24 protein-coding genes are annotated in these 25201 nt (G+C 72.2%); 14 read left to right on the top strand and 10 right to left on the bottom strand.

Annotated features, from left to right (window positions below):
* Positions 1-19: 19 nt before the first annotated feature.
* Together OO68_RS00355 and OO68_RS00360 are read right to left on the bottom strand one after the other, a co-directional pair.
* Positions 20-763, bottom strand: a complete 744-nt coding sequence (locus OO68_RS00355) for a zinc ribbon domain-containing protein (protein WP_033306421.1) — start codon at positions 761-763, stop codon at positions 20-22.
* Entirely contained in the window at positions 760-1614 is an 855-nt protein-coding gene (locus OO68_RS00360) for a Nif3-like dinuclear metal center hexameric protein (RefSeq protein ID WP_033306038.1), read from the bottom strand. Before OO68_RS00360 ends, OO68_RS00355 begins: the two co-directional genes overlap by 4 nt.
* A gap of 199 nt (positions 1615-1813) precedes the next feature.
* On the opposite strand from OO68_RS00360, the gene OO68_RS00365 reads away from it, so the two are divergent.
* Both OO68_RS00365 and OO68_RS46660 read left to right on the top strand, forming a co-directional pair.
* On the top strand, positions 1814-3061 hold the full coding sequence (locus OO68_RS00365) for a hypothetical protein (RefSeq protein ID WP_033306039.1): 1248 nt from the start codon (positions 1814-1816) through the stop codon (positions 3059-3061).
* A 96-nt stretch (positions 3062-3157) separates the two neighbouring features.
* Complete coding sequence (locus tag OO68_RS46660; protein WP_167345863.1) at positions 3158-3325, top strand: hypothetical protein; 168 nt, start codon at positions 3158-3160, stop codon at positions 3323-3325.
* A gap of 78 nt (positions 3326-3403) precedes the next feature.
* Here the strand turns inward: OO68_RS46660 and OO68_RS00370 are convergent, their stop codons facing one another.
* From OO68_RS00370 to OO68_RS00390, 5 genes are all read right to left on the bottom strand, one after another.
* Entirely contained in the window at positions 3404-4348 is a 945-nt protein-coding gene (locus tag OO68_RS00370) for a 3-oxoacyl-ACP reductase (RefSeq protein WP_033306040.1), read from the bottom strand.
* Positions 4349-4359: 11 nt separating this feature from the next.
* The gene (locus OO68_RS00375) at positions 4360-5436 is read right to left on the bottom strand and encodes a Zn-dependent alcohol dehydrogenase (RefSeq protein WP_033306041.1); all 1077 of its coding nucleotides are present in this window, start codon (positions 5434-5436) and stop codon (positions 4360-4362) included.
* Between the two features lie 32 nt (positions 5437-5468).
* Complete coding sequence (chsH3, locus tag OO68_RS00380; protein WP_033306042.1) at positions 5469-6326, bottom strand: enoyl-CoA hydratase ChsH3; 858 nt, start codon at positions 6324-6326, stop codon at positions 5469-5471.
* A 218-nt stretch (positions 6327-6544) separates the two neighbouring features.
* On the bottom strand, positions 6545-7285 hold the full coding sequence (locus OO68_RS00385) for a class I SAM-dependent methyltransferase (RefSeq protein WP_033306043.1): 741 nt from the start codon (positions 7283-7285) through the stop codon (positions 6545-6547).
* Between the two features lie 218 nt (positions 7286-7503).
* A complete protein-coding gene (locus OO68_RS00390) occupies positions 7504-8943 on the bottom strand; it encodes an MFS transporter (protein ID WP_033306044.1) in 1440 nt (479 codons plus the stop codon).
* Between the two features lie 188 nt (positions 8944-9131).
* Between OO68_RS00390 and OO68_RS00395 the strand changes: the two genes are divergently transcribed.
* The 6 genes from OO68_RS00395 (at position 9132) to OO68_RS00420 (ending at position 15146) form a co-directional block, all read left to right on the top strand.
* Positions 9132-10871: an MFS transporter gene (locus OO68_RS00395; protein WP_033306045.1), complete on the top strand. Its 1740-nt coding sequence runs from the start codon at positions 9132-9134 to the stop codon at positions 10869-10871.
* Between the two features lie 102 nt (positions 10872-10973).
* A complete protein-coding gene (locus tag OO68_RS00400; RefSeq protein ID WP_033306046.1) occupies positions 10974-11624 on the top strand; it encodes a class I SAM-dependent methyltransferase in 651 nt (216 codons plus the stop codon).
* A gap of 106 nt (positions 11625-11730) precedes the next feature.
* Complete coding sequence (locus tag OO68_RS00405) at positions 11731-12018, top strand: hypothetical protein (RefSeq protein WP_031112703.1); 288 nt, start codon at positions 11731-11733, stop codon at positions 12016-12018.
* A gap of 62 nt (positions 12019-12080) precedes the next feature.
* A complete protein-coding gene (locus OO68_RS00410) occupies positions 12081-13031 on the top strand; it encodes an N-acetylmuramoyl-L-alanine amidase (protein ID WP_033306047.1) in 951 nt (316 codons plus the stop codon).
* A 158-nt stretch (positions 13032-13189) separates the two neighbouring features.
* Positions 13190-14035, top strand: a complete 846-nt coding sequence (locus OO68_RS00415; protein ID WP_033306048.1) for a hypothetical protein — start codon at positions 13190-13192, stop codon at positions 14033-14035.
* 97 nt (positions 14036-14132) lie between these two features.
* Positions 14133-15146 (top strand): LLM class F420-dependent oxidoreductase, encoded by a 1014-nt coding sequence (locus OO68_RS00420; RefSeq protein ID WP_033306049.1) that lies wholly within the window; start codon positions 14133-14135, stop codon positions 15144-15146.
* 7 nt (positions 15147-15153) lie between these two features.
* On the opposite strand, the gene OO68_RS00425 is transcribed toward OO68_RS00420, so the two are convergent.
* The 3 genes from OO68_RS00425 to OO68_RS00435 are packed head-to-tail and all read right to left on the bottom strand — an operon-like array spanning position 15154 to position 18699.
* Positions 15154-15903 carry a hypothetical protein gene (locus OO68_RS00425; RefSeq protein WP_157852641.1) on the bottom strand — a complete coding sequence of 250 codons (750 nt, stop codon included), beginning with the start codon at positions 15901-15903 and terminating at the stop codon, positions 15154-15156.
* On the bottom strand, positions 15890-17455 hold the full coding sequence (locus tag OO68_RS00430; RefSeq protein WP_033306051.1) for a substrate-binding and vWA domain-containing protein: 1566 nt from the start codon (positions 17453-17455) through the stop codon (positions 15890-15892). The genes OO68_RS00425 and OO68_RS00430 overlap by 14 nt, the downstream gene beginning before the upstream one ends.
* Positions 17452-18699, bottom strand: coding sequence for a hypothetical protein (locus tag OO68_RS00435; RefSeq protein WP_033306052.1), 1248 nt, complete (start codon positions 18697-18699; stop codon positions 17452-17454). The genes OO68_RS00430 and OO68_RS00435 overlap by 4 nt, the downstream gene beginning before the upstream one ends.
* Positions 18700-18883: 184 nt before the next feature.
* Here OO68_RS00435 and OO68_RS00440 point away from each other — a divergent pair, with 184 nt between their 5' ends.
* The 6 genes from OO68_RS00440 to OO68_RS00465 all read left to right on the top strand — a co-directional run bounded on the left by OO68_RS00440 (position 18884) and on the right by OO68_RS00465 (position 25155).
* Positions 18884-19177, top strand: a complete 294-nt coding sequence (locus OO68_RS00440; RefSeq protein WP_033306053.1) for a hypothetical protein — start codon at positions 18884-18886, stop codon at positions 19175-19177.
* 523 nt (positions 19178-19700) lie between these two features.
* Positions 19701-20102, top strand: a complete 402-nt coding sequence (locus OO68_RS00445) for a cytochrome P450 family protein (protein WP_033306054.1) — start codon at positions 19701-19703, stop codon at positions 20100-20102.
* Positions 20103-20347: 245 nt separating this feature from the next.
* Complete coding sequence (locus OO68_RS00450) at positions 20348-21415, top strand: polyprenyl synthetase family protein (RefSeq protein WP_033306055.1); 1068 nt, start codon at positions 20348-20350, stop codon at positions 21413-21415.
* Complete coding sequence (locus OO68_RS00455) at positions 21412-22329, top strand: terpene synthase family protein (protein WP_033306056.1); 918 nt, start codon at positions 21412-21414, stop codon at positions 22327-22329. Before OO68_RS00450 ends, OO68_RS00455 begins: the two co-directional genes overlap by 4 nt.
* 10 nt (positions 22330-22339) lie before the next feature.
* On the top strand, positions 22340-23701 hold the full coding sequence (locus tag OO68_RS00460) for a cytochrome P450 (protein WP_051814215.1): 1362 nt from the start codon (positions 22340-22342) through the stop codon (positions 23699-23701).
* 89 nt (positions 23702-23790) lie between these two features.
* The gene (locus OO68_RS00465) at positions 23791-25155 is read left to right on the top strand and encodes a cytochrome P450 (protein ID WP_033306057.1); all 1365 of its coding nucleotides are present in this window, start codon (positions 23791-23793) and stop codon (positions 25153-25155) included.
* The last annotated feature ends 46 nt before the right edge of the window (positions 25156-25201 follow it).

Genomic DNA, 25201 nt, shown 5'->3' on the forward strand with positions numbered 1-25201 from the left:
GAAAGGCTCCCCTGAAGGCCTAGAGACCGGACTCGGACGTGCGCACCAGGATGCGGCGGCAGTTCTCGCAGCGGACGACCGTGTCGGGCGCCGCCTTGCGGATCTCGGCCAGCTCGGTGATGGCGAGCTCCTGCCGGCAGCCCTGGCAGCTGCGCGCGTACAGCTTCGCCGCGCCGACGCCGCCCTGCTGCCCGCGCAGCTTGTCGTAGAGCTTGAGGAGATCGGCCGGGATCGAGCCGGCGACGACCTCGCGCTCCTTGGTGACCGTGGCGACCTCGCCGTCGATCTGCTCGAAGGCCGCGTCGCGGCGCGCGGTCGCGTCGTCGATCTTCGACTGGACGGCGGTGACGCGCTCGGTCAGCTCGGCGACCCGCTCCTGGGCGGACTCGCGGCGCTCCATGACCTCCAGCACCACGTCCTCCAGATCTCCCTGCCGCTTGGCGAGGGAGGTGATCTCGCGCTGGAGGTTCTCCAGGTCCTTGGGGGAGGTGACGGCACCCGAGTCGAGGCGCTGCTGGTCGCGGGCGGCGCGCTGGCGCACCTGGTCCACGTCCTGCTCGGCCTTGGTCTGCTCGCGGGCGGTGTCGCTCTCCTCGGTCTGCGCGGCCACGAGCAGGTCGCGCAGCTGGGTGTGGTCCTTGGTGAGCGACTCGATCTCGGCGTGCTCGGGCAGCGACTTGCGCTTGTGCGCGAGCTGCTGGAGGCGGACGTCGAGGTCCTGGACGTCGAGGAGGCGGATCTGGTCGGCGGGCGCGGCGTTCAGTTCGGGGCTCCAAGGGGATCGGAAGTGGCAGAGGCCGCGTGCGCGGTCCAGGGGTCGGTGACCGTCTTCGAGACGTGGACGCGCAGGTCCCATCCGTGCCGGTCGGAGATCTCGTCGAGCTGGCTCGCGGCCAGCTCGCACCAGGGCCACTCGGTGGCCCAGTGCGCCGCGTCGAGCAGCGCGAGGGGGCTGTGGGCGCGGGCCTCCGACACCGGGTGGTGGCGCAGGTCCGCGGTGAGGAAGGCGTCGACGCCGGCCGCGCGCACGTGGTCGAAGAGGCTGTCGCCGGAGCCGCCGCTGACGGCGACCGTGCGCACGGGCGCCTCGGGGTCGCCGGCGACGCGGATGCCCTGCGCGGTGGCGGGCAGCCGCTCGGCGGCGCGGGCGGCGAACTCGCGGACGGTCAGCGGGTGGTCCAGTGCGCAGAGCCGGCCGAGGCCGCGGCGGCCCTCCGGGTCGGTGGGGTCGGGCACGAGCGGCCCGGTGACGCGCAGGTCCAGGGCGCCGGCGAGGGCGTCGGAGACGCCCGGGTCGGCGGTGTCGGCGTTGGTGTGGGCGACGTGCAGCGCGATGTCGTTCTTGATGAGGGTGTGGACGACACGGCCCTTGAAGTGCGTCGCCGCGACCGTCGTCGTGCCGCGCAGGTAGAGCGGGTGGTGGGTGACGAGCAGGTCGGCGCCCAGCTTCACCGCCTCGTCGACGATCTCCTGGACCGGGTCGACGGCGAACAGGACCCGCGTGACCTCCTGGTCCGGGTCGCCCGCGACGGTGCCGACCGCGTCCCAGGACTCGGCCCGCTCGGCGGGCCACAGGGTCTCCAGCGCGGCGATGACTTCAGACAGACGGGGCACGGAAGCAAGGCTACCCGCCTGATCTGTGGCGTTGCACCGCCACCGCCCGCTCCCGGCACCCTCGGCCCCGCTCAGCACAATCGCCCCCTTTCCCTCAGGCGAATCGTTCCTGGAACACCCTTATGTGTGAAGTCTGCCGCCGTGGAATTCCCCGCCCGCGCGTGCGAAACCTACGTTCGTCACTGGAGGTGACCGAACGATGACGGCCTGTGCGATCGAGCCTTCGGCGGGACACGAGGACGGGGACGCGGACGAGGAGGGGCCCCGGCCAGGCTGCGCGCTCACCGCGGACGGTGCCTACGGCGCGCGTCTCGCGTCGGCCGGCGACTCCTGGTTCCCGGAGCGCTGGACCCTGGACGGCCATGAGCCGTACGCGGTGCCCCTGCCACGCAACCAGCCGGAGGAGCCCGGCACCGAGGTGCAGCCGATGGGTGACGGCCGGGTCCTCATCCACCGGGTGGTGGCCGGGCGGCACGCCTTCGCGCTGCTGTACCCGACCGGGCCCGGCACCGGTGAACTGCCCCTGGGCGCGGTCGAGTGCCGGGACGGGACCGCCCGGCTGCGGCTGCTGCCGCCCGCCCCGGGTGGCGAGCGGGCCTATGCCCTGGCCGTCGGGCCGCGTACGACGTCGGTGTGGCTGGTGGCGGGCGGCGCCTTCGGGCCCGAGCGGCTGGCCGAGCTGCCGGGCCGCTGCTCGGGCGGGGTCTGGCTGGACCGGACGGCGCGGCTGCTGGCGCTGGACCGGGAGAGCGGCGGCCGCGTCAAGACCGTCGTGGTGGACCTGGAGTGCGGCGAGGTGTCGCCGCTGCTGCAGATCGCCGCGGAGAGCGACGACCGGCTGCTGCTCGCCGACCACGACAGCGGGCTGCTGATCGTCCGCTCGGACGCGCCCTCTCCGGGGCAGGGCCGGCTGGGCTGGGGCGTCCTCGGCAGCACCCTGCCGGTGCGCTTCCCGGAGTGCCTGCGGGTGGAGGACTGCTCCCTCACGCCGTTCGCAATCCAGCCGGGGCAGGTGCTGACGCCGGAGAGCTGCGCGGTGGCGCTGCGGGTGGACGGGCCGCGGGGCAGCTGGGTCGGGGTCTGGCGGCCCGCCGAGCGGCGGGTGCACCATCTGCGGGCGCCCGAGGGGTGGCTGGCGGGTACGGGCCTGTGGACGCCGGAGGGGGTGCTGCGGCTGCCGTACGCGACGGAGGCCGTGCCGTGCGGTGTGGCGCGGGTGAGTCCGCCGCCGGCCGCCGTACCGGAGTCCGGGGTGGCGACGGAACCGCTTCCGGAGCCCGAGCCGGCGGCCCCGCACGCGCAATACTCCGTACAGCCCGCGGAACACTCCGTACCGCCCGCGCAAGCGTCGGCTCAGCCCGCCGAGCCTCCGGCGCCCTCCGCTCCCTCCGCTCCCCGCCCTGTGCCCCTTCAGGAAGCGCCGTTGGGACGCCTTGTAACGAACTAGTGCCGGTTGGCGTGGCCGCCTGGATCCGAGGTCAGGGGTGCCGGTTAGACTCACCCGGCTGTAAAAAAGATCATGTTGACGGGGTGAATTCCACCGATGAGTGACGCCAGCACGAACCAGTCGCGTGATGCCGACGTCCAGCAGACCTCCTCCGGCCCCGGCCGGCACCGTGGTGAGGTCTCCACGCAGGACAGTGAGGCGACTCCGCGCGGACGCCACCGCAAGCCGGTGGCGGAGACCGAGCAGGCCGTGACCGCGGCCTGACGGGCACGCCGGTCACCGGACGGCGAACGGCCCTCCCCGCCACAAGCGGGGAGGGCCGTTCCGTGCTTTCGGTATCTCTCACCCTCGTTTCAGACCCAGCACCTCCGCCGCCGCGAACGTCTCCCCCGCCGGCCGGTCCGCGTAGTACGGCCCGAGGACGGCCTCCAGTTCGTCGTAGGTGAAGGTGTCTTGCTTGCTGTCGAACTTCGCGGCGACCCGCGGCCGTTCGACGACCGCGACCATCCCGCCGTGCACCACGAGGAGCTGCCCGTTGACGTGGCTCGCGGCGGGCGAGGCCAGATAGCCGACCAGCGGGGCGACGTGCTCGGGGGCGAGCGGGTCGATGGCGGTGCCGGAGGGCTGCTCGATGCCCGCGAAGACGTCCTCGGTCATGCGGGTGCGGGCGCGGGGACAGATGGCGTTGGCGGTGACGCCGTACTTGCCGAGGGCGAGGGCGGTGGAGGTGGTGAGGCCGACGATGCCGCCCTTGGCCGCCGCGTAGTTGGGCTGCCCGGCGGAACCGGCGAGGAACGCCTCCGAGGAGGTGTTCACGATCCGTCCGAACACCGGCTCCCCGGCCCGCTTGGAACGCTCCCGCCAGTGCGCGGCGGCGAACCGGGTGGTGTTGAAGTGCCCTTTGAGGTGCACGCGGAGGACGGAATCCCATTCCTCCTCGGCCATCGAGAAGACCATGCGGTCGCGCAGGATGCCCGCGTTGTTGACGAGGATGTCGAGCCTGCCGAACGCGGCGACGGCCGTCTCGACGAGCGTGCGCGCCTGTTCGAAGTCGGAGACGTCACCGGTGTGCGCGAGGGCGGTGCCGCCCGCCGCGCGGATCTCGGCGGCGACCTCCTCGGCGGGTCCCGCGGACGCCTCCCCCGAACCGTCTCGGCCGGGCTGACCGTAGTCGTTGACGACCACGGCGGCACCGAGCCGGGCGAGTTCCAGCGCCTCGGCCCGGCCGAGCCCGCGGCCCGCGCCCGTGACGACGGCGGACAGTTCCTGGAGCGGCAGCAGCGGCATGGGGTGAGTCCTCACATCTCGATGCAGGTACGCAGGGCGGTCCCGGTCCGCATCTGGTCGAGGGCCTCGTTGACGTCGGCGAACGGGACCCGGTGGGTGATCAGGCCGGCCAGGTCGATGCGGCCGGCGCGCCACAGGGCGATGGTGCGTTCGTAGGAGCGCAGCACGTCGCCGCCGCCGTACAGGGAGGGCAGGATCCGCTTCTCGTCGAAGAACAGCTCGAACATGTTGAGCTGGAGGAAGTCGTCCATGGCTCCGGCGCCGACCACCACAAGGGTGCCGCCGCGCCGGGTGTTGTCGTAGGCGGTGCGTGCCGTGGCGGACTTGCCGACGACCTCGAAGACGTGGTCGAAGCCCTCGCCGGCGGTGATCTGCTGCTTGGCGTCGGGCAGTTCGCCGGGGGAGACGGCCCGGGTGGCGCCGAAGCGGAGGGCCGCCTCGCGGCGCGAGGGCACGGGGTCCACGGCGACGATCTCCGCGGCGCCCCGGAGCCGGGCGCCCTGGATGACGGAGATGCCGACGCCGCCGCAGCCGATGACCGCCACCGACGAACCGGCTTCCAGGTCGGCCGTGTTGAGGGCGGCGCCGAGGCCGGTGGTCACCCCGCAGCCGATGAGGGCGGCGATGTCGAAGGGCACGTCGTCGGGTATCGGCACCGCGCAGCCGGCGTCGACGACGACCTCCTCGGTGAAGGTGCCGGTGCCGGCGAAGCCGAAGACGTCCCCGCCGGGGCGCTTGAAGTTGGGGGTGCCCGCGTTCATGAACCCGGCCAGGCACAGCTCGGTCTGGCCGCGCTTGCAGGCGGGGCAGGAGCCGCAGGCGGGCAGCCAGCACACGACGACCCGGTCACCGGCCTTCAGATGACGCACGCCCTCGCCGACTTCGAGGATCTCTCCCGCCCCCTCGTGCCCGGGGACGAAGGGCGCGGGCTGCGGGAGCACCCCGCTCATCGCGGACAGGTCCGAGTGGCACAGCCCCGTGGCGCGCACCCGGATCCTCACTTTGCCGGGCCCGAACCCCACCGCCTCGACGTCGTCGAGGACCTCCAGTTTGTCCTGGCCGATCTCGTGCAGTACGGCTGCGCGCATGGTGCGGGCTCCCCTCGTACGGCGTGCTGGAGTCAGGTGTGTTCGACGACGGTGTCGGCGAGGACGGGCGCGTCGGCCCTCTCCACGGCGCTGACGGCGACCCGGGTGGATCCGGGCGTGTGCCACATGCGGATCCGCAGGGTCTCCCCCGGGTACACGACCCCGGCGAAGCGGGTGGCGTAGGACCGCACCCGCGTCACGTCCCCGCCGAGCAGCGTGTCGACGACGGCCTTGAGCGTGATGCCGTAGGTGCACAGGCCGTGCAGGATGGGCCGTTCGAATCCGGCGACCTTGGCGAACTCCGGGTCGGCGTGCAGGGGGTTCCAGTCGCCGGAGAGGCGGTAGAGCAGGGCCTGGTCGTCGCGGACCGGCCGCTCCACGGTCCGGTCGGGTTCGCCGGTGGGGGGTTCGAGGCGGGCGGAGGGGCCGCGGTCGCCGCCCCAGCCGCCCTCGCCGCGGATGAAGATCTGGGCGTCGTTGGTCCACAGCGGGCCCTCGCCGTCGGCGACTTCGGTGCGCAGCACGAGGACGGCCGCCGTGCCCTTGTCGTAGACGGCGGCGATCCTGTTGGTCGCGGTGGCGGTGCCCTTCGCCGGGATGGGCCGGTGGACGAGGAGGCTCTGGCCGCCGTGCAGGACGCGGGCCAGTTCGACCTCGATGCCGGGCATGGACAGGCCGCCGGTCACGCCGGGTTTGCCGGCGCCCGCGACGGTGGCGAAGCTCGGCAGGACGTGCAGCCGGGACTCCAGGGTGTAGCGCAGCTCGTCGGGGTCGGTGGCGGGGCTGCCCGCGCCGATGCCGAGGTGGTAGAGCTGCACGTCCTTGTGGTCCCAGGAGATCTCGCCGGTCCGGGGTCCGGCGGCGAGCGCCTTGGCTGCGTCGATGGGCATGGGGCTCCTGATCGCCGGAGGAAGGACCTCGGTACGGCCGTCCGCACCGTCGGCCGCACCGAGGCCGTCTGGGGCCGGACCGGGCCGCCAACTGAAACGCGTTCCAGTCCCGCGCCCTCTGTATAGCCGAGGCCCCGGCACTTGTGAAGGCTCCTGACGCCGTGTCAGATCGGTGTCGCGGTGACTTTGCCTGCCGCAGCCGTGGAGGAGATGGAGCCTTACGCCCGCCGGAACAACCCTGTCCAGAGGAAGGACTTCCCGAAGGACGCGGACTCCTCCGGCTCGTCGCGCATCCGCCGCAGTTCGAGCTCGGTCAGGCCGGAGAAGATCTCCCGCAGCGCTTCGGGCGTGTACGCGAGGCCGCCCCGCAGCCCGGCCCCCTCGCGGTAGAAGTCGGTGTCGGACAGCTCCGACCCCATCCCGCCGGCCCCGGCTGCGAAGCAGGTGAGGCCGAAGAGGCCTCCGGGGGCCAGGAGTCGCTCCAGGAGGGCGAGGTAGCTCACCCGGCGGTGCGGCGGCAGATGGTGGAAGCAGCCGGAGTCGTAGACGAGGTCGTAGGGGCCGGTGAGGTCCCGGCCGGCGAGCGCGAACGCGTCCCCGTGGTGGAACCGCACGTTCTCCGCCCCCATCTCGCGGGCCCGCTCCCTGGCCCAGTCGAGGGCGGTGGAGGAGAGGTCGACCGCGTCGACGTCGAATCCCCGTGCCGCCAGGTACAGCGCGTTGCGTCCCGGCCCGCATCCCAGATCCAGCGCCCGGCCTCCGCGCAGCGCCCCCCGCTCCACGGCGGCCACCAGGCTCTCGTCCGGTCGCGCCGGGAAGAACGGCACCGGCCGGGAGCGGTCGGCGTAGAAGTCGTCCCACCAGTCGGCACCGCGCCCGGTCCACCGATCGGCCTCGGGTGCGAACAGGCCGTCGAGCAGGGCGAGTACGTCGTCGACGGTGCGTATGTTCCGGTCCATCCGGTCCCCCTTCCGCTTCCGTCGACGGTAGGGCCAGAGGCGCTGAAAGACCAGGTCAGGGCGGGTTTCCCGGCAGCAGCGGGAGGCCGTGCGCGGGCCGTCACGGGGCGGGGACGCGCTGCGGGGACGGGGTGCACCACCCCCGGGCCGAAAGAGCGGCGGCGCACCCGCGGCGGGTCGTCATGCCCCTGTTCCGGGCCACGCCGGCCGCACTGTTTTCAGGCGGCGGCCTCCCGCTCCCCCGCCGTCCGCGGCAGCCACGCCCACATCAGCGCGACACCGGCCGCCAGCACCACGGCCCCCACCCGGAACGCCAGTGCGTAGCCCTCCGTCAGGGCTTGCGGCGTCGTGCTGCCCGCCGACTCGGCCGCCGCCAGGGTGGACAGGACCGCCAGGCCCAGGGAACCGCCCATCGTGCGGGACGTGTTGACGAGACCGGAGACCAGGCCCGCCTCCCCGGGGGCGGCGCCTGACGTGGCCAGGGAGGCGAGGGGGGTCGCGGCCAGCCCCGCGCCGAGCATCATGAGGACGCCGGGGACGAGGATCGCGGCGGCGTAGGAGCCGTCGGGCGCCATCGTGGACTGCCAGGCGAACCCGGCCACGGCGACCAGGGTTCCGAGCGCGGCGACGTTGCGCGGGCCGACCGGCCTCATCAGGCGGGGCGCGAGCTTGGAGCCGAGGATGACGGCGAGGGAGCTCGGGACCAGGGCGAGGCCGGCCTCCAGCGGGGTGTAGCCGAGGACGTTCTGCGCGTAGAGGGTCATGAAGAACCACATGCAGAACATCGCCGAACCACACAGGAACATCGCGACGTTGGCGGAGGAGACCGAGCGGATGCGCAGGAGTCCGAGCGGCATCAGCGGGCTCGCCGTGCGGGCCTCGACCGCGAGGAACGCCCCGAGGAGGGCCAGTCCGGCGAGCAGCGGCACCAGGGTGGCCGGTGCCGTCCAGCCGGCCGCCTCCGTCTGGGAGATGCCGTAGGCCAGCGTGGCCAGGCCGGCCGTGACCAGCAGCGCGCCGGGCAGGTCGAGGCGCCGGCCGTCCCCGGCCCGGCCCTCGGTGAGGAACCAGGCGGCGGCGCACAGCACGACGGCCCCGACGGGCACGTTGATGAGCAGCACCCAGCGCCAGGAGAGCGTCTCCACGAGCAGCCCGCCGACCAGGCCGCCGGCCGCGCCGCCGCCGGCCCCGACCGCGGTCCACGTCCCGATGGCCCGGGCCCGGGCCGCCCCCTCGGGCACGGAAGCGGTGAGGATCGTCAGCGTCGAGGGCGCCAGCACCGCCGCGCCCAGCCCCTGCACGGCCCGCGCCACCAGCAGCTGCCAGTCGTCCTGGGCCAGTCCGCCGGCCGCGGAGGCCAGGGTGAACAGGCCGAGCCCGACGAGGAACATCCGCTTGCGGCCGTAGAGGTCCCCGGCCCGGCCGCCGAGCAGCATGAACCCGGCGAAGGCGATGGCGTAGGCGTTCACGACCCATTGCAGGCCCTGCTCGCTGAGCCCGAGACCGGTCCGCATGGACGGCAGGGCCACGTTGACGACGGACACGTCCAGCACGACGAGGAACTGCCCGGCGCAGGTGAGCGTCACCACCAGCCAGGTGGGAGGGGCGGTACGGCGGGGCGTACGGGTCGTTTCGGCGGCTTCGAGCATGAGTGTCATGCTCTCAACCACTCCGAGCTCCCTGCATCGGGATTTCGACCTAGGGCCTCGTGCGGACGGGCATCCGACCCCTTCCCCAAGGAAAGGTCAAGTTTTCGTTAGGGTGCCAAAGCAACGGAATAGTTGCCTCGACATACAAGGTTGCCTCTCCACGTAACCCGACGCTCCCGGCCTGGAGGCCCTCCTCAATGACGCAGACGACGACAGACCGCTCGGCCGGCAGAGCGAGTGGGGCCGTGGTCCCGGTGCTCGCCTTCGCGGGCATCGTTGTCGCGGTGATGCAGACCCTGCTCGTTCCGGTGATCAAGGATCTGCCGCAGCTCCTGGACACCGCCCCCAGCAACGCCACCTGGGTCCTCACCTCGACCCTCCTGTCGGGCGCGGTGGCCACCCCGATCATGGGCCGCCTCGGCGACCTCTACGGCAAGCGCCGCATGCTGATCCTCAGCCTGGCCGTGATGGTCGTCGGCGCCCTGGTCAGCGCGCTCACCAGTGATCTGCTGCTCATGATCGCCGGCCGAACCCTCCAGGGCTTCGCGATGGGCGCGATCCCGCTCGGCATCGGCCTGATGCGCGACATGCTGCCCCGCGAGAAGCTCGGCTCGGCGATGGCGCTGATGAGCTCCTCCATAGGCGTCGGCGGCGGCCTCGCGCTGCCCGCCGCCGCCCTGGTCGCCCAGCACAGCGACTGGCACGCCCTGTTCTACGGCGCCGCCGGCCTCGGCGCCCTCGCCATCGCCCTGACCCTCCTCGTCGTGCCGGAGTCCCCGATGCGCGCCGAGGGCACCTTCGACCTGCCGGGCGCGCTGGGCCTGTCCGCCGGGCTCGTGCTGTTCCTGCTGCCGATCACCAAGGGCAGCGACTGGGGCTGGACCTCCGGCACCACGCTCGGCCTGTTCGCCGCCTCGGCGGTGGTGCTCGTGCTGTGGGGCGTGATGGAGCTGCGCCTGAAGGCCCCGCTGGTCGACCTGCGCACCACGGCCCGTCCGGCCGTGCTCTTCACCAACCTCGCCTCGATCATGGTCGGCGTCTCCTTCTACGTCGTCTCCCTGGTCCTGCCCCAGCTGCTCCAGCTGCCGGAGTCCACCGGCTACGGCCTCGGCCAGTCGATGGTCGTCGCGGGTCTGCTCGTGGCGCCGCTCGGCCTGACGATGATGTTCACGGCGCCCGTCTACGCCCGGCTGTCCGCGAAGTACGGCCCCAAGGTCACCCTGATCCTCGGCCTGCTGATCATCGCGATCGGCTACGGCGCCGGCCTCGGCCTGATGAGCGCCGCCTGGCAGAGCCTGGTCATCTCGGTCCTCCTGGGCGCGGGCATCGGCCTCGCCTACTCGTCGCTGCCCGCGCTGATCGTGGGCGCCGTCCCGGCGTCGGAGACGGGTGCGGCGAACGGCCTCAACACTCTTATGCGCTCCATCGGCACGTCGGTGTCGAGCGCCGTGATCGGCATGGTGCTGGCGAACACCGCGAACAACGTCGGCGGCGTCGAGATCCCGACCATGCACGGCTTCCGGGTATCCTTCCTGATCGCGACGGGCGCGGTGGCCGTGGGCCTGCTCCTGGCGCTGTTCCTGCCGGGCCGACGGCCCTCGGAGAAGCCACAGTTGCGCGCGAGCAGCGAGGAGGACGCGGCGCTGGAGCGCGCCGAGCGGGCCCTGCGCGGTTTCCAAGGCCGGGTGCTGGCCGCGGACGGTGCTCCCGTCGCCCGCGCCAAGGTCACGCTGATCGACCGCCGCGGCCGCCAGGCCGGGGCGACGCTCTCCGCCGAGGACGGCAGCTACGCGCTCGCCGTCCCCGCGCGGGGCTCCTACGTCGTGGCCGCACGCGCCGCGGGGCACGGCCCGCTCGCCTCGTCCGCGACCCACGCGGGCGACGAACGCCCGGTCGACCTGGACCTGTCGCTGCCGGGCGAGACGGTGTCGGCCTGACCCGCCGCCCGACTCCGTTACTCGCCGGTACCCCCCGTCGTCCTCCCGGCAGGGGTTACGGCACGATGGCGCCCTGACCGTCGTACGACCGAGAGGAACCCCATGCCCGCGGCGCCGAAGCCCGAGATCCTGGCCGCGTTCGAGGCGGCGAAGGGGTTCATGCCCGTCGGCGAGGGCCTGGCGCTGTACGCGGCGGCGGTGGAGGCCGGGCGGCTCGGGCTGCCGCTGCTGGAGGTCGGCACCTACTGCGGCCGGTCCACGATCCTGCTCGCCGACGCGGCCCGCGAGGCCGGGGTCAGCGCGCTCACCGTCGACCACCACCGCGGCAGCGAGGAGCAGCAGCCGGGCTGGGAGTACCACGACCCGCAGACCGTCGACCCGGAGGTCGGGCTGATGGACACGCTGCCCACGTTCCGCCGCACGCTGCACCGGGCGGGCCTGGAGGAGCACGTCGTCGCGCTGGTCGGTCGTTCCCCGCGGATCGCCGCGTTCTGGCGTACGCCGCTGGGGTTCGTCTTCATCGACGGCGGCCACACCGACGAGCACGCAGGCGCCGACTACGAGGGCTGGGCACCGCACGTCGCCGAGGGCGGCCTGCTGCTCATCCACGACGTCTTCCCCGATCCGCAGGACGAGTTCACCGGCCAGGCCCCCTACCGGATCTACCTCCGGGCCCTCGCCTCCGGCGCGTTCACCGAGGTCTCGGCGACGGACTCGCTGCGGGTGCTGCGCCGCACCGGCCCGGGCATCTGAGGGACCGGCTGGGCGGGTGAACTGCGCCCCCTCACCCCCGCCCGGTCGGCCCACGGGCGGCGTGGCGCGTCGGTGGGCGACCGTCACTGCCCAAGGATCCGGGCGCGTGGCACACACCTTCGAAGAGCTCGTGGAGAAGCAGCGCGCGGCGGACGAGGCGTACGCCCGCGTGCGTCACCTCCAGGACGCGTACGGGCCGCCCACCCAGACCAAGTGGAGCGACCAGCAGACCACCACCTGGGAGACGGCCTGGCGCGCCTGGCGCGATCTCGCCCGGGACGTCCAGGCGGCGGTGACCGGGTACGCGAAGCAGGAGGGCACACCGCGTCAGGAGGTGGAGGCGCGGGTGAAGGAGGCGGTACGGCACGGGGACGGCGGCGGGAACGGGGCGTAGCCGCCACCCGTCGGGCCGTCCTCGGCCCGCCGCCCCCGCCGACGGCCGCTAGGGTGGCAGGCGTGTCGTACGCAGGCCCGGACTTCGAACCTCCCCAGAACCGCCGCCCCCGCCGCGGCCCCCTGACCGTGGCGCTCGCCGCGCTGGTGCCGGGGGCGCTGCTCGGCTGGCTGGTGTACGAGACGGTGGGCGGCCCGGGGGACGACGGGGGGCCGGGGCAGGCGACCGTACGGTCCTCCCCTCCCGCCGCGTCGGGCGCTCCCTCCGACGACGCCAAGGAGCCGAGCGCCTCACCGGAGCCCACCGACACGCCCTCGGCCTCCGCGCCCGCCGCCTCCGGCCCGCTCAAGGGCAAGGTCGTCGTCATCGACCCGGGGCACAACCCGGGCAACTTCCAGCACGCCACCGAGATCAACCGCAAGGTGGACATCGGGACGAACTCGAAGGAGTGCGACACCACGGGCACGTCCACCAACGACGGTTACACCGAGGCGAAGTTCACGCTGGACGTGGCGCACCGGATGCGCACGCTGCTGGAGAAGCAGGGCGCCACGGTGAAGCTGACCCAGGACGGCGACCGGCCGTACGGCCCGTGCGTGGACGAGCGGGCCCGGATCGGCAACGAGGCGAAGGCCGATGCCGTGGTGTCGATCCACGCGGACGGCTCGGGCGCCGGCAACCGCGGCTTCCACGTGATCCTGCCCGGTTCGGTCGACGCGGGCGCCGCGGACACCCGGGCGATCGTCGGCCCCTCCCGCGACCTCGGCGAGCGCGTCGCCGGCCGTTTCGTCGCGGTCACCGGCAGCGCGCCCTCCAACTACATCGGCGACGGCGGCGGTCTCGTCACGCGTAAGGACCTGGGCGGTCTCAATCTGTCAACGGTTCCCAAGGTGTTCATCGAGTGCGGCAACATGCGCGATAGCAAGGACGCGGCGTTGCTCACCAGCGGCGCGTGGCGACAGAAGGCGGCGCAAGGGATCTCCGAGGGAATCGTGAGTTTTCTGCGCGGGTAGTCCCGGACCGGCAGATCCCGGCGGACACCCTGATGGGGCGGACGATAGGGTCCTCCTTACGATGAGGGGCCACCCCCGCGCTTCACACCGAGTCCGGACGGCGGCATGGTGACAGCGACGCCTCTACCGACGATGAGACGACCTACGAAGGACCTGAAGTGAATATCCGCTCCCTCACTCGGGGCGACGGCGTGGTGATCGGAGCAGCGGTATTGCTGTTGATCGCGTCGTTCCTCGACCTCTACTCGTTCGACAATGTCCCCGACAGCGTCGACCTCCCCAGCCTGTGGGGCAGCGGCCCGGTCGTGTTCAGCGTCGTGCTGGCCGGGATCATCGGCGCCGCGCTCGTCGTCGTCGGCCGGGGCCTTCCGCAGGCCCCGAAGGTCGCGGGGCTGGAACTCGTCCCGTTCGGCGTCGCCTTCACGGTGTTCGCCGCGTGGAGCGCGCTCGGCAACATCTTCGACGTGCCGGGCGGCTTCGACAACATCGGTGAGAACGGCAGCTCCGGCGCCCCGAGCCCCGGCATCGGCATGATCCTCGCCCTCGTCGCCACACTGCTGATGGCCGCCGCCGCCCTCGCCACCCCCCTCGTCCCGGCCCTCAAGGGCGCCCTGCTCCCGGCCCCCCGTCCGGCCGCCCCGCAGCCCTACGGCGCCCAGCCGCCCGGTGGTTACGGCTACCCGGGCGCGCAGCAGCCCGGCGGCTACGGCCAGCCGCAGCCGGGGCAGCCCGGGCAGCCCGGGCAGCCGTTCGGCGGCCAGCCCCAGCAGGCGCAGGCCCAGCCGCAGCCGCAGCAGCCGGCCGGGGACTTCTCCCCGTTCTGGTTCGCGGTGCCGGTGCCACGGCCGCTGTTCGCGGAGGACGGCTCGCCCACGCCGATCGCCGAACTCGCCCCGGGGACCTGGTACCTGGCCGTCGAGCAGCGCGGTGCGGCCCTGGTCGCCCAGACGCAGGACGGCCGCCGCGGTGTCCTTCAGGACACGTCGGGCATCCAGCGCGGCTGAGCCCCGCAGCGCCTCTCGGCCCCTCGCCCTTCCGGGCGGGGGGCCGTTGTCGTACAGTCGGCGTCCCCGTCAGCTGACGTACCGTCAGGAGGCAGGCATGCGGCTCGGTCTCGCGCTCGGCTACTGGGGCCGCGGCCCCTCCCCCGGCCATGTGCGCCTCGCGCAGGAGGCCGAACGGCTCGGTTACGACTCGGTCTGGACGGCGGAGTCCTGGGGCTCGGACGCGTTCACCCCGCTCACCTGGATCGCGGCCCACACCTCCCGGATCCGGCTCGGCACGGCCGTCGCGCAGATGGCGGCCCGGTCACCGGTGACGACCGCGATGCACGCCCTCACCCTGGACCACCTGTCCGGCGGCCGCATGATGCTGGGCCTCGGCCTCTCCGGCCCGCAGGTCGTCGAGGGCTGGTACGGCCGCCCGTTCCCCGCCTCGCCGCTCACCGCCACCCGCGAGTACGTCGACGTCCTGCGGCAGGTGCTGCGCCGTGAGGCCCCCGTCGAACTGGCCGGCCGCTTCCACTCCCACCCCTACCGGGGCCCGGACGCCACGGGCCTCGGCAAACCGCTCAAGCCGATCACGCACCCGCTCCGCCCGGACCTGCCGGTCCTGCTGGGCGCGGAGGGGCCGAAGAACGTCGCCCAGACGACCCGGATCGCCGACGGCTGGCTGCCGCTGTACTGGTCGCCGACCCGGCCGGAGGTCTACGGCCCGGCCCTGGGCGACCTGCCCGAGGGGTTCCTCGTCGCCCCCATGGCCCAGGCCCGGGTCTGCGACGACGTCGCCGAGGGCCTGCTGCCGGTCAAGGCGATGCTCGGCTTCTACATCGGCGGCATGGGCCACGCGGCCCGCAACTTCCACGCCGACCTGATGGCCCGCATGGGCTACGAGGCCGAGGCGCGCCGCATCCAGGAGCTGTTCCTCTCCGGCCGCAGGGAGGAGGCCGTGCTGGCGGTCCCCGACGCCTTCGCCGACGAGATCTCCCTGGTCGGCCCGCGCGAACGCATCGCCGAGCGGCTGGAGTCGTGGCGCAAGGGCCCGGTGACGGACCTCCTCGTGCTCAGCCCCGATCCGCACACGCTGCGGGTGCTCGCCGAGCTCAACTCCGGCTGAGCGGCCGTCACCAGAAGATCGCGATCGCCTCCAGCGTCACCTCGCGGGTCTCCTCACGCCAGCCGGTCATCTTGCCGAGGCAGCGGGCCGTGAAGGTGCCGGCCGGGATCGAGCGGCGCGCGTTCCCGGGAGCCACCACGCGCATGAACACCGGGGGCTGCTCCTCGCCGTACTCGGCCCGCAGCTCGAAGCCCTCCGACACGTCCGGCACCCGGGTGAACACGCCCTTGACCGAGACGAACTCACCGATGCGGCTCAGGGTCACCGCGCGGCCGTCCGCCAGGTTGGCGGAGAGGTTCCGGTTGGGGACGACCGTCAGGGTGGCCAGATCGGCGTGGACGATGGCGTCGGCCCGGTCGAAGGCCTCCATGACCACGCCGATCACGTTGATCGGCTTGTCCTTGCGCACGAACTTGCGGAACGTCTCCTGGCTGACGTCCCGCTTCAGCCGGAACCGGAACAGCCAGGTCAGCATCCGGCTCCAGAAGCCGACGCTCGTGTCGACCTTCGTCCGCAGCTCGACGGCCTCCTCCAGGGCGGACCGGTAGTTGCCGAGCTCCCACAGGTCCATCACCGCCTGCTCGTCCAGGTACAGGCAGATGCTGTACGCCGACTGCCAGCGCCGCAGGTGCCTGCGGCGCTCCCGGGCATGGCGCACCAGGACCACCGCGAGCACCACGGCGCCGGCGGCCGTCGCCAGCCAGACCGTCATCCACGGCCACCAAAGGCTCCACCACAGTGCGTCAGTGACAGCCACGGATCTCCTTGAAAGCCTCGGAAAGGGACGAGTCGGAGGCGTCCACCATCCGTCCGCCCGTCCGCGCCGCCGCGCGCCGCAGCGCTCCGGCGTCGGCCTCGCCGAAGTGGAGGGGGTAGGTGGGGACGGCGGCGCGCACGGCGGCGGGCAGCGCGTCGTGGCGGCGGACGAACTCCGCGTAGGTCAGGCCCGCGTTGTTCTCGCCGTCCGTCATCAGGACGAGGGAGACAGAGCGGTCGGGGTCGGCGGCCCGTGCGCGGGCGGCGGCGCGGTAGCCGTGGTCGAGGGCGGACCACACGGCGGTGGCGTCGCCGTAGCCGCCCCGGGCGACGGTGCCGGCGAGGGCGTCCAGGTCCTTCGGCCCGGTGACGGTGACGGTCTTCTCCCCCAGCACCCGGCCGCCGAAGCGGACGACGGTCAGCCGCTCGCCCCGGTGGAAGCGGGTGAACTTGCCGGAGGCGGAGGGGTCCGCGCCGCTGAGTCCGGCGAAGGCCTCGCGCAGGGCGGCCATCCGGGCGCCGCGCATCGAGCCGGAGAAGTCGAGCAGGAAGACCACCTGGCTGGTCGTGCGGCGGGCGGGATCGCCGTAGTCCGTCAGCAGGGTCTCGACGACGGCGGGCCGGTCGGGGTAGAAGAGCGCGTTGCCGACCGGTTCGCGCAGCCGCGCGTCCCGCGTCACGGTCGTGTTCACGGGGCGGCGCAGGGTATGCCGCATGATCTGCCGCTGTACCGAGTCGCGGCGCAGCCACTGCGTGACCTTGTCGTACGCGGTGCGCCGGGCCGGATTCAGCAGGAGCAGCGGGAAGTCCGCCAGGACCATGCCGTCCTCGGGGCGGACGACTACCAGAGGGTCGTCGAGGCGGCCGGAGGCGTTCAGGGCGAGCAGGTCGGACTCGTAGGTGATGAGGGCGTCGGCCTCGCCCTGGTGGTCGGCGTAGGAGTCGACGAGGGCGGGTCCGGTGTCGGCGGTGAGGGTCTGGCCGGAGCGGAAGCCGCGCAGCCGGTCGCAGGAGACGTCCTCGGGGCGCAGCGCGGCCCCGGTGCCGGCCGCGGCGGTGGCGACGCCGACGAGGGCGGCGAGCCCGCTGCCGGCGTGCCGGGGGTCGGCCATGCCGAAGCGGACCCCGCCGGTGGCGGCGGCGTCGGCGATGTCGGCCCAGGTGAGCCGGCCACCGGGCACCCGGGCGCGCAACTGCCGCGCCACCTCGGGCTTCAGGCCGATGACGACGGGCGACGTCATGGTGGGCGTGCGTTGCAGCCCTCTGGTCGCGTTCTTGTCGGTGAGGCGCAGATAGCTGTCGGAGGACAGCCACGCGAGGTCGTACCGGCCGCGGTCGGGGTTCCTCGTCTCGGCGTCGGGGCGGTGCTCCATGCGCAGGTCGACACCGGTCTCCTCCCGCAGCTCGTCGAGCAGCGGGGTCAGTACGGCGAGGTCGGGGCCGGCCAGTACGCGCAGCCGGACCGGGTCGTCGCCGTCGCCGCCCGAGCAGGCGGTGACGAGGGAGGTGACGAGCACGAGGCAGAGCCCCAGCAGGCCCGCGCGGCGCCTCACCGGCTGCCCGTCCGGTCCGGGCAGTCGCCGACGATCTCGATCATCTTCTCCAGCAGGGGCAGACTGGGCAGCACGGCCCGGGTGTCGTCGGAGGAGGTGGTCGGCACCGGGATCCGCCGCTCGGTGAGGAACCGGGTGAGTTCGTCACCGGCCGCGCCGCCGGTGGCGTTGCGGGCCCTGAAGCCCAACTCCATCGCCCGGTGCTGGAGTTCGGGGTCCTTGCTGACCAGCTCGCCGAGCCGGGCGCCGTCGCCGGTCAGCGCGACGAGCTGGGGTTCGGTGACGAACCGGGTGGACGGGTAGAGCAGGACGCGCTCGTCGTCCGTCGCGCCCTTCTCGGCCCGGTACCTGATCTGGTGGGCGAGGAACTGGTGCTCGTAGATGACCGAGACGGGGGCGATGCTCTGCCCGTCGGGGGACAGATACGTTTCAGCCCGTTCGGAGGACGGCAGGCCCTGCTCGACGAGGAGCGGCTTGATCGTGCGGGCGAGTCGCTCCGCCTCGGCTCCGTTGTCCGGCGCGTCGTTCCCGTGCTCGACGAAGGCCACGAGTCCGAGATAGGTGCCGGCGGAGTTGGACTCGCAGATGTCCGAGGTCTGGGCGAGGATCTTGTTGCCGTTGCGGACGCGGTCGTGGCGGTCGATCTCGTCCCAGCGGTAGCCGTTGTCGGGGTCGCGCCGGACGCCGTTCCGCTTGCCACGGGCCAGATCGATGAACTTCCGCATGTCGACGGTGTAGTACAGCGGCCGCCCGCCCGGGCCGGGCAGGCGCTGTGCGACGCCTTCCGCCGCGAGGACCTCGGCGTAGTCGCGGTAGGTGGCCAGCACGATGGGGCTGACGAAGGGGCGGTAGAGCAGCACCGGACGGTTCGCCCGGGCGCGCTCCCGGCTGATGAGGTCCGCTGCGGGCTGGCCGGAGGGGAAGACGACGTCGTACCCCTCGTGGTCCTGCTGGGCGATCTCCCGTGAGCCCATGTTGGTGATGTGCACGCGGAAGCCGTGCTTCATGAGCAGCCGCTCGACCTCGGGGTCCTGGAAGAAGTCCCTCTTCGAGGCCATCTTGGCCTCGATGGTGACCACGTGCCGCAGCGGCAGCAGGAGGTTCCCGGTGGCCACGAGCAGCGCCAGCCCGATGACCGGGACGGGCAGCGCCGACGCCAGCGCTCTGCGCAGGCGCCGGCGCGGGGGTCTGGTGACGGTTAACCGCGGCTCTTCGGCAGTGGGTCTGTTCGCGGGCACCTGCATGCTCCCCCCGTGACACCGGCGTTCTCCCCGAGTGGCCGGGCCAGGATCGTCGGTGATGCGGGTGTACCCCGAACGACCTTTGCCGGAACGTTGGTTGGCCGCACGGGGAAGCACACGGAGGAGACCGGTGCGCGCGGCTCATCCGGCCGGGTTTCATCCAGAGTTCAAGGGCAATCCGGAGAGTATGTCCCCTCGATATCGCAACGGTGCGAATCAAGTCGGCACGATCGTCGCGGTCGTGGCCGACATCATGGCCCTGATCCTGGGGCTCTGGATCCTGATGTATCTGCTGGACGCCAACCCCGGCAACTCGTTCGTCCAGTTCATCCACGACGCGGCCCGCTGGCTCGCCGGCTGGTCGCACGACCTGTTCACCTTCGACGAGGCATGGGCCCGAGTGGTCTGCGGCTACGGCCTCGCAGCGGTGGTGTACCTGTTCGTCGGCCACGCGGTAGCCAATCGCGTCCACCGGCACTGACCGACCGCGGGGGCCCGCGCCGCAGGGGCGGGCCCCCGGCTCCAGAGCCCCATCGACCTGGCGATGATGACACCGAGCCCGGAAATGCCGAGTTTGCCCGGCTTGCGCTGGAGATAGCGTGACACGCGGCCGACGGTTTCCCATTCTGAATAGACGGGTAAGAGCTCCGCCTGGATACGCCTGGATTAACTCAAACGCCCAGGTGCGGAGGCTTCGCGCTCGACCCGGAGATCGGTATCCAGAGAGGTCGGGCCTTGTCACCCGCGGCCCCCATGTGCCTAATATTCGACCAGTAAGATCCCGGCCGCTTCGGCGGACCGGCGGTCCTGCTTGCCGATTTCATGGGGGAGATGGCATGGAACGACCTGGCAACGAACCTTTATGCAATACGCGCGATCCGCGACTGCGTACCGTCCCGTATCCGCTGTACAAGCGCCCCCGGGCCGCCGAACCGAACTTATCCAGCGAAATTCCACAAGGCTCGAAACGTGCCGCACAACGGGGCGTACAGGACAGTCCGATCGTGCGGGCCACCCGGAGCCGGACACTGAAGCGGGACGGCGAGGTTCTCCGTCGGCTGCACGGACCGGCCGGCGCCGCCACCGGTGACATCGAGGTCGGGGGCGCGCCGGTCACGGCCGGCGCCAAGGTCATGATCATGCTCGGCGCCGCCGCCCGCGCCCCGCGGCGCCACACCCCGATCCCGGGCGCCGGGGCCTGCGGCGTCCCGGCATCCGAACGCCGCCCCTCGGCGGCCCTGCACCACTGCATCGGCACACTCCCGACGAAGGCCGGGGCCCGCCTGGTCCTCACCGGCCTGCCGTGCGGGCACCGCGGCATCAGACCGGCCCGCGAGAACCTCGCCCGGGGCCCCCGCGTCAACATCCGCGAAGTCGGAGAACTCCGGGGCGACCCGGCCGTCTGAAGCCGTCGGCCTGCGGTGCGCCGGTCCGTGTCGCCCCGCGGACCCCGTCAGGCCGAGACCTTCCCGGCGGGCGGCCGACCGCCCCTGTGCCCGCCCATCATCCGTCCCGTCTGACGGTATTTCGTCCGAAATGCCATTTTCGGCCACGCCCAGGTGCCCGGCGCGGCGCGGGAATCCCGGTGTATGCCGTTTTGTGCACGGAACCGATGCGATGGGCCCTACGAGTGGGGATGTAACCCAGAACCATGAGTGCCCACACCATATCTCCCGACATACTGGACCAGGTTGCCACGCGGGATGCCGTGGACACCGTCCTCTTCGATTTCCTGGAACATCAGCGAAAGAGCTCCGGGCAACGACAGTTGACCCAGCTCGTGAAATTGCTTGAAGAATTCATGGTGGGCGGCAAGAGAATCCGTCCGATTCTCACCCTGCTGGGCTGGAAGGCGGCCGGCGGAGAAAATGACTTGACGACCGTGTTACGTGTGGCCGCGTCACTCGAGATGTTTCACGCGTTCGCTCTCATCCATGACGACATCATGGACGACAGCGACACCCGGCGCGGTCGTCCGACCATCCACCGGATACTCGCCGGAAGGCGCGGCGACGACCGCACCGAGCGTTTCGGCATCGGCGGCGCCGTGCTGCTGGGTGACCTCGCCTTCGCCTGGTCCGACTACCTGCTGCACACGGCCGGCCTGACTCCCGCGCAGTCGGCGGCGGTGCTGCCCATCGTCACCGAGATGCGCACCGAGGTCATGCTCGGGCAGTACCTGGACCTGCGGGCGACCGGCGACCTCACCGACGACGTCGACGCAACCTTGACCGTCAGCCGCTACAAGACCGCCAAGTACACCGTGGAACGGCCGCTGCACATCGGCGCCGCCCTCGCGGGCGCCGACGCCCCGGCCCTGGCCGCCTGCACGGCGTTCGCGCTGCCCCTCGGGGAGGCCTTCCAACTCCGCGACGATCTGCTGGGCGTGTACGGCGAGGTCCGGGACACCGGCAAGTCCCGACTGGACGACCTGCGGGCCGGCAAGAACACCACTCTGGTCGCGCTCGCGCTGCGTGCGGGCGACGCGGCACAACGCGCCCGCCTGCGCACGCTGGTCGGCGATACGGCGCTGGAGGAGTCCGGTGCCGAGGAGGCCCGCGCGATCTTCGCTGCCACCGGCGCCCGGGACGCCGTGGAACGCATGATCGACGACCGTTACCGGCGGGCGCTGGGCGCACTCGACACCGCCCCCTTCACCGCCGACGCGGTCACCGCCCTCAAACACCTCTCCGCCACTGCCACCAGGAGGAACTCATGACCGCGGATCTGACCGCACCGGCCGCAGCGGCCCCGGCGGGGACGACCCGCCGGTGGCAGGAGTGCACCGACCGGTTCGCGGCCCTCTTCGACCGGCACGTCGGGTACGAAGCCCAGAAGGTGCCGATGACGGACGCCGAACTGCGCGAGGTCATCGACGCCTGCAACCGCGCGGTCGCCCCGCTCGGCAAGAGCGTCTCGGACAAGCGCTGGATCTCCTACATGGACGTCGTGCGCTGGTCGCAGAGCGCCCGCCACCTCAAGGACATGGAGGCGTTCAAGGCCGTCTGCGTGCTCAACTGCGTGACCTTCGTGTGGGACGACATGGACCCCGCCCTGCACGACTTCGACCTCTTCCTGCCCCAGCTGCGCGCGGTGTGCGAGCGGTACTACACCGCGGAGGACACGGAGTTCGCCTACGAGGGCGCCCGCGCCTTCGTCACCAGCGACCACATGTTCCGTGACTCGGAGCTCAAGAAGGTGCTCTGCGGCACCTCGCCGGAGCAGTACTTCCGCTTCCGTGTCACTGACGTGGGAGTGGATTTCTGGATGCGCATGTCGTACCCCATCTACCGTCACCCCGAGCTGACCGAGCACTCCAAGACGGGGCTGGCCGCCCGGATGACCACCCGTGGCCTGGCCATAGTCAACGACTTCTACTCCTACGAACGCGAGCAGGCCCTCGGGCAGATCACCAACTGCTTCCGGCTGTGCGACATGTCCGACGAGGCCGGCTTCCAGGCGTTCTTCCAGGCCCGCCTCGACGACATGGCCGAGGACATGGAGTGCATCAAGGCGTTCGACCCGCTCACCCGAGACGTGCTGCTCGACCTCATCCAGGGCAACTTCGTCTGGACCACCCGCGACCGGCGCTACCAGGCCGCTGTCAACGACGTCAACTCACGGATCCAGTAGGGGAACCGGAATGCCTCCCGCCCCCGGCTCGCCCTCGACGGAACCGTCCTGGCGGATCGGCGCCGCGCCCGGCGCCGTGCCGCTGCTCGGACACGTCCCCGCCCTGTGGCGACGCCCGTTGGAGTTCCTCGCCGCGCTTCCCGCGCACGGCGACCTGGTCGAAGTCCGGCTCGGTCCCACCCGCGCCTATCTCGCCGCCCACCCCGAACTGGTCCGGCACGTCCTGCTCCATCCGCGCGTCTTCGACAAGGGCGGCGTCTTCGACAAGGCGCGCCAACTCCTCGGCAACAGCTTGTCGGTCTCCCGCGGCGAGGAGCACCGCTTCCAGCGGCGGCTGATCCAGCCCGCCTTCCACACCACCAAGATCGCCGCCTACACCACGGCGGTGGCCGCGGACACACGTACCGTCACCGACGGGTGGCGATCCGGTGAGACCCGCGACATCGGTGACGCCATGCACGCACTGCTGATGCGGGTCGCCGCCCGCACCCTGTTCTCCACCGGGCTCGACGAGGACACCATCGAGGAGGCCCGGCAGTGCCTTCGAACGGTCTCGCAGGGCATCTACCGGCGGACCGTCGCCCCGCTGGGGGTCCTGGAGAAACTGCCCACCCCCGCAAACCGCGCCTACGACCACGCCAACACCCGGCTGCGGCAGATCGTGGCGGAGATGATCGCGCTGCGGCGCCGGTCCGGCACCGACCACGGCGACCTGCTGTCCACGCTGCTGCGGGCGGAGTCTCCCGAGACCGGGGAGAAGCTGGACGACACCCAGGTCCTGGACCAGGTCGTCACCTTCCTGGTCGCCGGCAGTGAGACCACCGCCTCCACCCTGGCGTTCGTCTTCCACCTGATGGGCACGCTCCCCGAAGTGGAGCAGCGGGTGCACGCCGAGGTGGACGACGCGCTGGGAGGCCGGACGCCGGTCTACGAGGACCTGCCCGCGCTGCCGTACACCCGTAACGTCATCACCGAGGCGCTGCGGCTGTATCCGCCCTCGTGGATGGCGATGCGGGTCGCGGCCGAGGACGTCGAACTCGGCGGCCGGGCCATCCCAGCCGGGACGATGATCCTTTACAGCGCCTACGCCCTGCACCACAATCCCGAGCTCTTCCCGGACCCCGAGACCTTCGACCCCGGGCGATGGGAGGGCGAGCGGGCGGCCCGGGTACCGCGCGGGGCACTGCTGCCGTTCGGCGCGGGCAGCCACAAGTGCATCGGCGACGTCCTCGCGCTCACCGAGACGGCGCTGATCGTCGCGACCGTCGCCGCGCGCTGGCGGCTGCGCCCGGTCCCCGGCAGCCGGCTGCGTCCCGAGCCGAAGGCCACCCTGGAGGCGGGCCCGCTGCCCATGGTGCTGGAGCGCCGCTGACCTGCTTTCCCCGGTTCTTCTCCCTTCCTTCCTTCTTCCCTCCTCTTCCTCTTCTCTCCGTCCGTACCGTCTCAGGGGGCGCATCCGGCATGAAGACCCAATCCGACCCGGTCAGGCGCAGGTGGCGGATCGTCAGGGCTCCGGGCCGGCTACCGCTGGCGGGCCACGCGCTGCACCTGGCGCGCCGCCCTCTGGAGTACCTCTCGTCGCTGCCCGCCCTGGGCGACCTGGTCGAGCTGCGGCTGGGCACCCGGCTCACCTATCTGCCCTGCCATCCGGAGCTGGTGCAGGACGTGCTGCTGAACGCGCGGGTCTACGACAGCGGAGGCCCGGTGAAGGAGAAGGCCCGTCCCATCCTCGGCAACGGGCTGATCACGTCCGACTGGGCCGACCACCGCAGACAGCGGCGGATGGTCCAGCCTGCCTTCCACCCCACGCGCATCGCAACGTACGCCGAGGTGATGCGCGAGGAGTGCGCGGCGCATGCGGAGACCTGGCTGCCGGGCCGGCCGGTCGACGTCGGTGACGCGATGCAGGCGTTGACAGCGCGGGTGACGGCACGCGCGCTGTTCTCGACGGAGATGGCGCCGCACTCCGTCGCGGAGGTCCAGCGCAGTCTGCCGGTCATGGTGCGCGGCGCGTTCCGCCGGGCGCTCGACCCCACCGGGCTGATCGCCAGACTGCCGCTGGCAGCCAATCGTGAGTTCGATGCCGCGCTCGACCGGCTGCACTCCCTCATCGACGGCATCGTCGGGGACTACCGGCGCTCCGGCGAGGACCGTGGCGACCTGCTGTCGGCGCTGCTGGCCGCGCGGGACGACGAGGACGGTGGCGCGCTGACCGACCGGGAGGTCCACGATCAGGTCATGACTCTGCTGCTGGCCGGCGTGGAGACCACCGCGAGCGCCCTGACCTGGGCGTGGCATCTGCTGGCGGCCCATCCCGAGGCCGAGGAACGGCTGCACGCCGAGGTCGACGAGGTGCTGGGCGGCCGTACGCCGACGTACGCCGACGTGCCGAGGCTCGCCCATACCCAGCGGATCTTCACCGAGACCCTGCGCCTGTACCCGCCGGCCTGGATGTTCACCAGGATGACCACCCAGCCCGTCGAACTGGCCGGTCACCGGCTTCCGGCCGGGACGGACATCCTCATCAGCCCCTACGTCATCCACCGCATCCCGGAGTTCTTCCCGCGCCCGGAGGTCTTCGACCCGGACCGGTGGCTGCCCGAGCGCGCCAAGGACGTCACCCGCGGTTCGTATCTGCCGTTCGGGGCGGGCAGCCGCAAGTGCATCGGCGACGTCTTCGGGATGACAGAGGCGACGCTCGCGCTGGCCGCCCTGGCCTCCCGCTGGCGTCTGCGGCCCATGCCGGGCGCGGCCGTCTCACCCCGAGCCGAGATGAGCCTGACGGCCGGGCCGCTCCCGATGGTGCCCGAACCGCGTCAGCGTTAGGGGGAGGCGACCGGGAGCGGCCCGACAGGGCGCGGGAGACGATCGC

Origin of the sequence: Streptomyces iakyrus, assembly GCF_000717055.1 — a bacterium.
Taxonomy (GTDB): domain Bacteria; phylum Actinomycetota; class Actinomycetes; order Streptomycetales; family Streptomycetaceae; genus Streptomyces; species Streptomyces iakyrus.

Excerpts from the sequence above, each read along its gene's own strand:
- OO68_RS00365 (WP_033306039.1), top strand. The coding sequence starts at position 1,814 with ATGACGGCCTGTGCGATCGAGCCTTCGGCGGGACACGAGGACGGGGAC.
- OO68_RS46660 (WP_167345863.1), top strand. The coding sequence starts at position 3,158 with ATGAGTGACGCCAGCACGAACCAGTCGCGTGATGCCGACGTCCAGCAG.
- OO68_RS00370 (WP_033306040.1), bottom strand. The coding sequence starts at position 4,348 with ATGCCGCTGCTGCCGCTCCAGGAACTGTCCGCCGTCGTCACGGGCGCG.
- OO68_RS00375 (WP_033306041.1), bottom strand. The coding sequence starts at position 5,436 with ATGCGCGCAGCCGTACTGCACGAGATCGGCCAGGACAAACTGGAGGTC.
- chsH3 (WP_033306042.1), bottom strand. The coding sequence starts at position 6,326 with ATGCCCATCGACGCAGCCAAGGCGCTCGCCGCCGGACCCCGGACCGGC.
- OO68_RS00385 (WP_033306043.1), bottom strand. The coding sequence starts at position 7,285 with ATGGACCGGAACATACGCACCGTCGACGACGTACTCGCCCTGCTCGAC.
- OO68_RS00390 (WP_033306044.1), bottom strand. The coding sequence starts at position 8,943 with ATGACACTCATGCTCGAAGCCGCCGAAACGACCCGTACGCCCCGCCGT.
- OO68_RS00395 (WP_033306045.1), top strand. The coding sequence starts at position 9,132 with ATGACGCAGACGACGACAGACCGCTCGGCCGGCAGAGCGAGTGGGGCC.
- OO68_RS00400 (WP_033306046.1), top strand. The coding sequence starts at position 10,974 with ATGCCCGCGGCGCCGAAGCCCGAGATCCTGGCCGCGTTCGAGGCGGCG.
- OO68_RS00420 (WP_033306049.1), top strand. The coding sequence starts at position 14,133 with ATGCGGCTCGGTCTCGCGCTCGGCTACTGGGGCCGCGGCCCCTCCCCC.
- OO68_RS00435 (WP_033306052.1), bottom strand. The coding sequence starts at position 18,699 with ATGCAGGTGCCCGCGAACAGACCCACTGCCGAAGAGCCGCGGTTAACC.
- OO68_RS00440 (WP_033306053.1), top strand. The coding sequence starts at position 18,884 with ATGTCCCCTCGATATCGCAACGGTGCGAATCAAGTCGGCACGATCGTC.
- OO68_RS00450 (WP_033306055.1), top strand. The coding sequence starts at position 20,348 with ATGAGTGCCCACACCATATCTCCCGACATACTGGACCAGGTTGCCACG.
- OO68_RS00455 (WP_033306056.1), top strand. The coding sequence starts at position 21,412 with ATGACCGCGGATCTGACCGCACCGGCCGCAGCGGCCCCGGCGGGGACG.
- OO68_RS00460 (WP_051814215.1), top strand. The coding sequence starts at position 22,340 with ATGCCTCCCGCCCCCGGCTCGCCCTCGACGGAACCGTCCTGGCGGATC.
- OO68_RS00465 (WP_033306057.1), top strand. The coding sequence starts at position 23,791 with ATGAAGACCCAATCCGACCCGGTCAGGCGCAGGTGGCGGATCGTCAGG.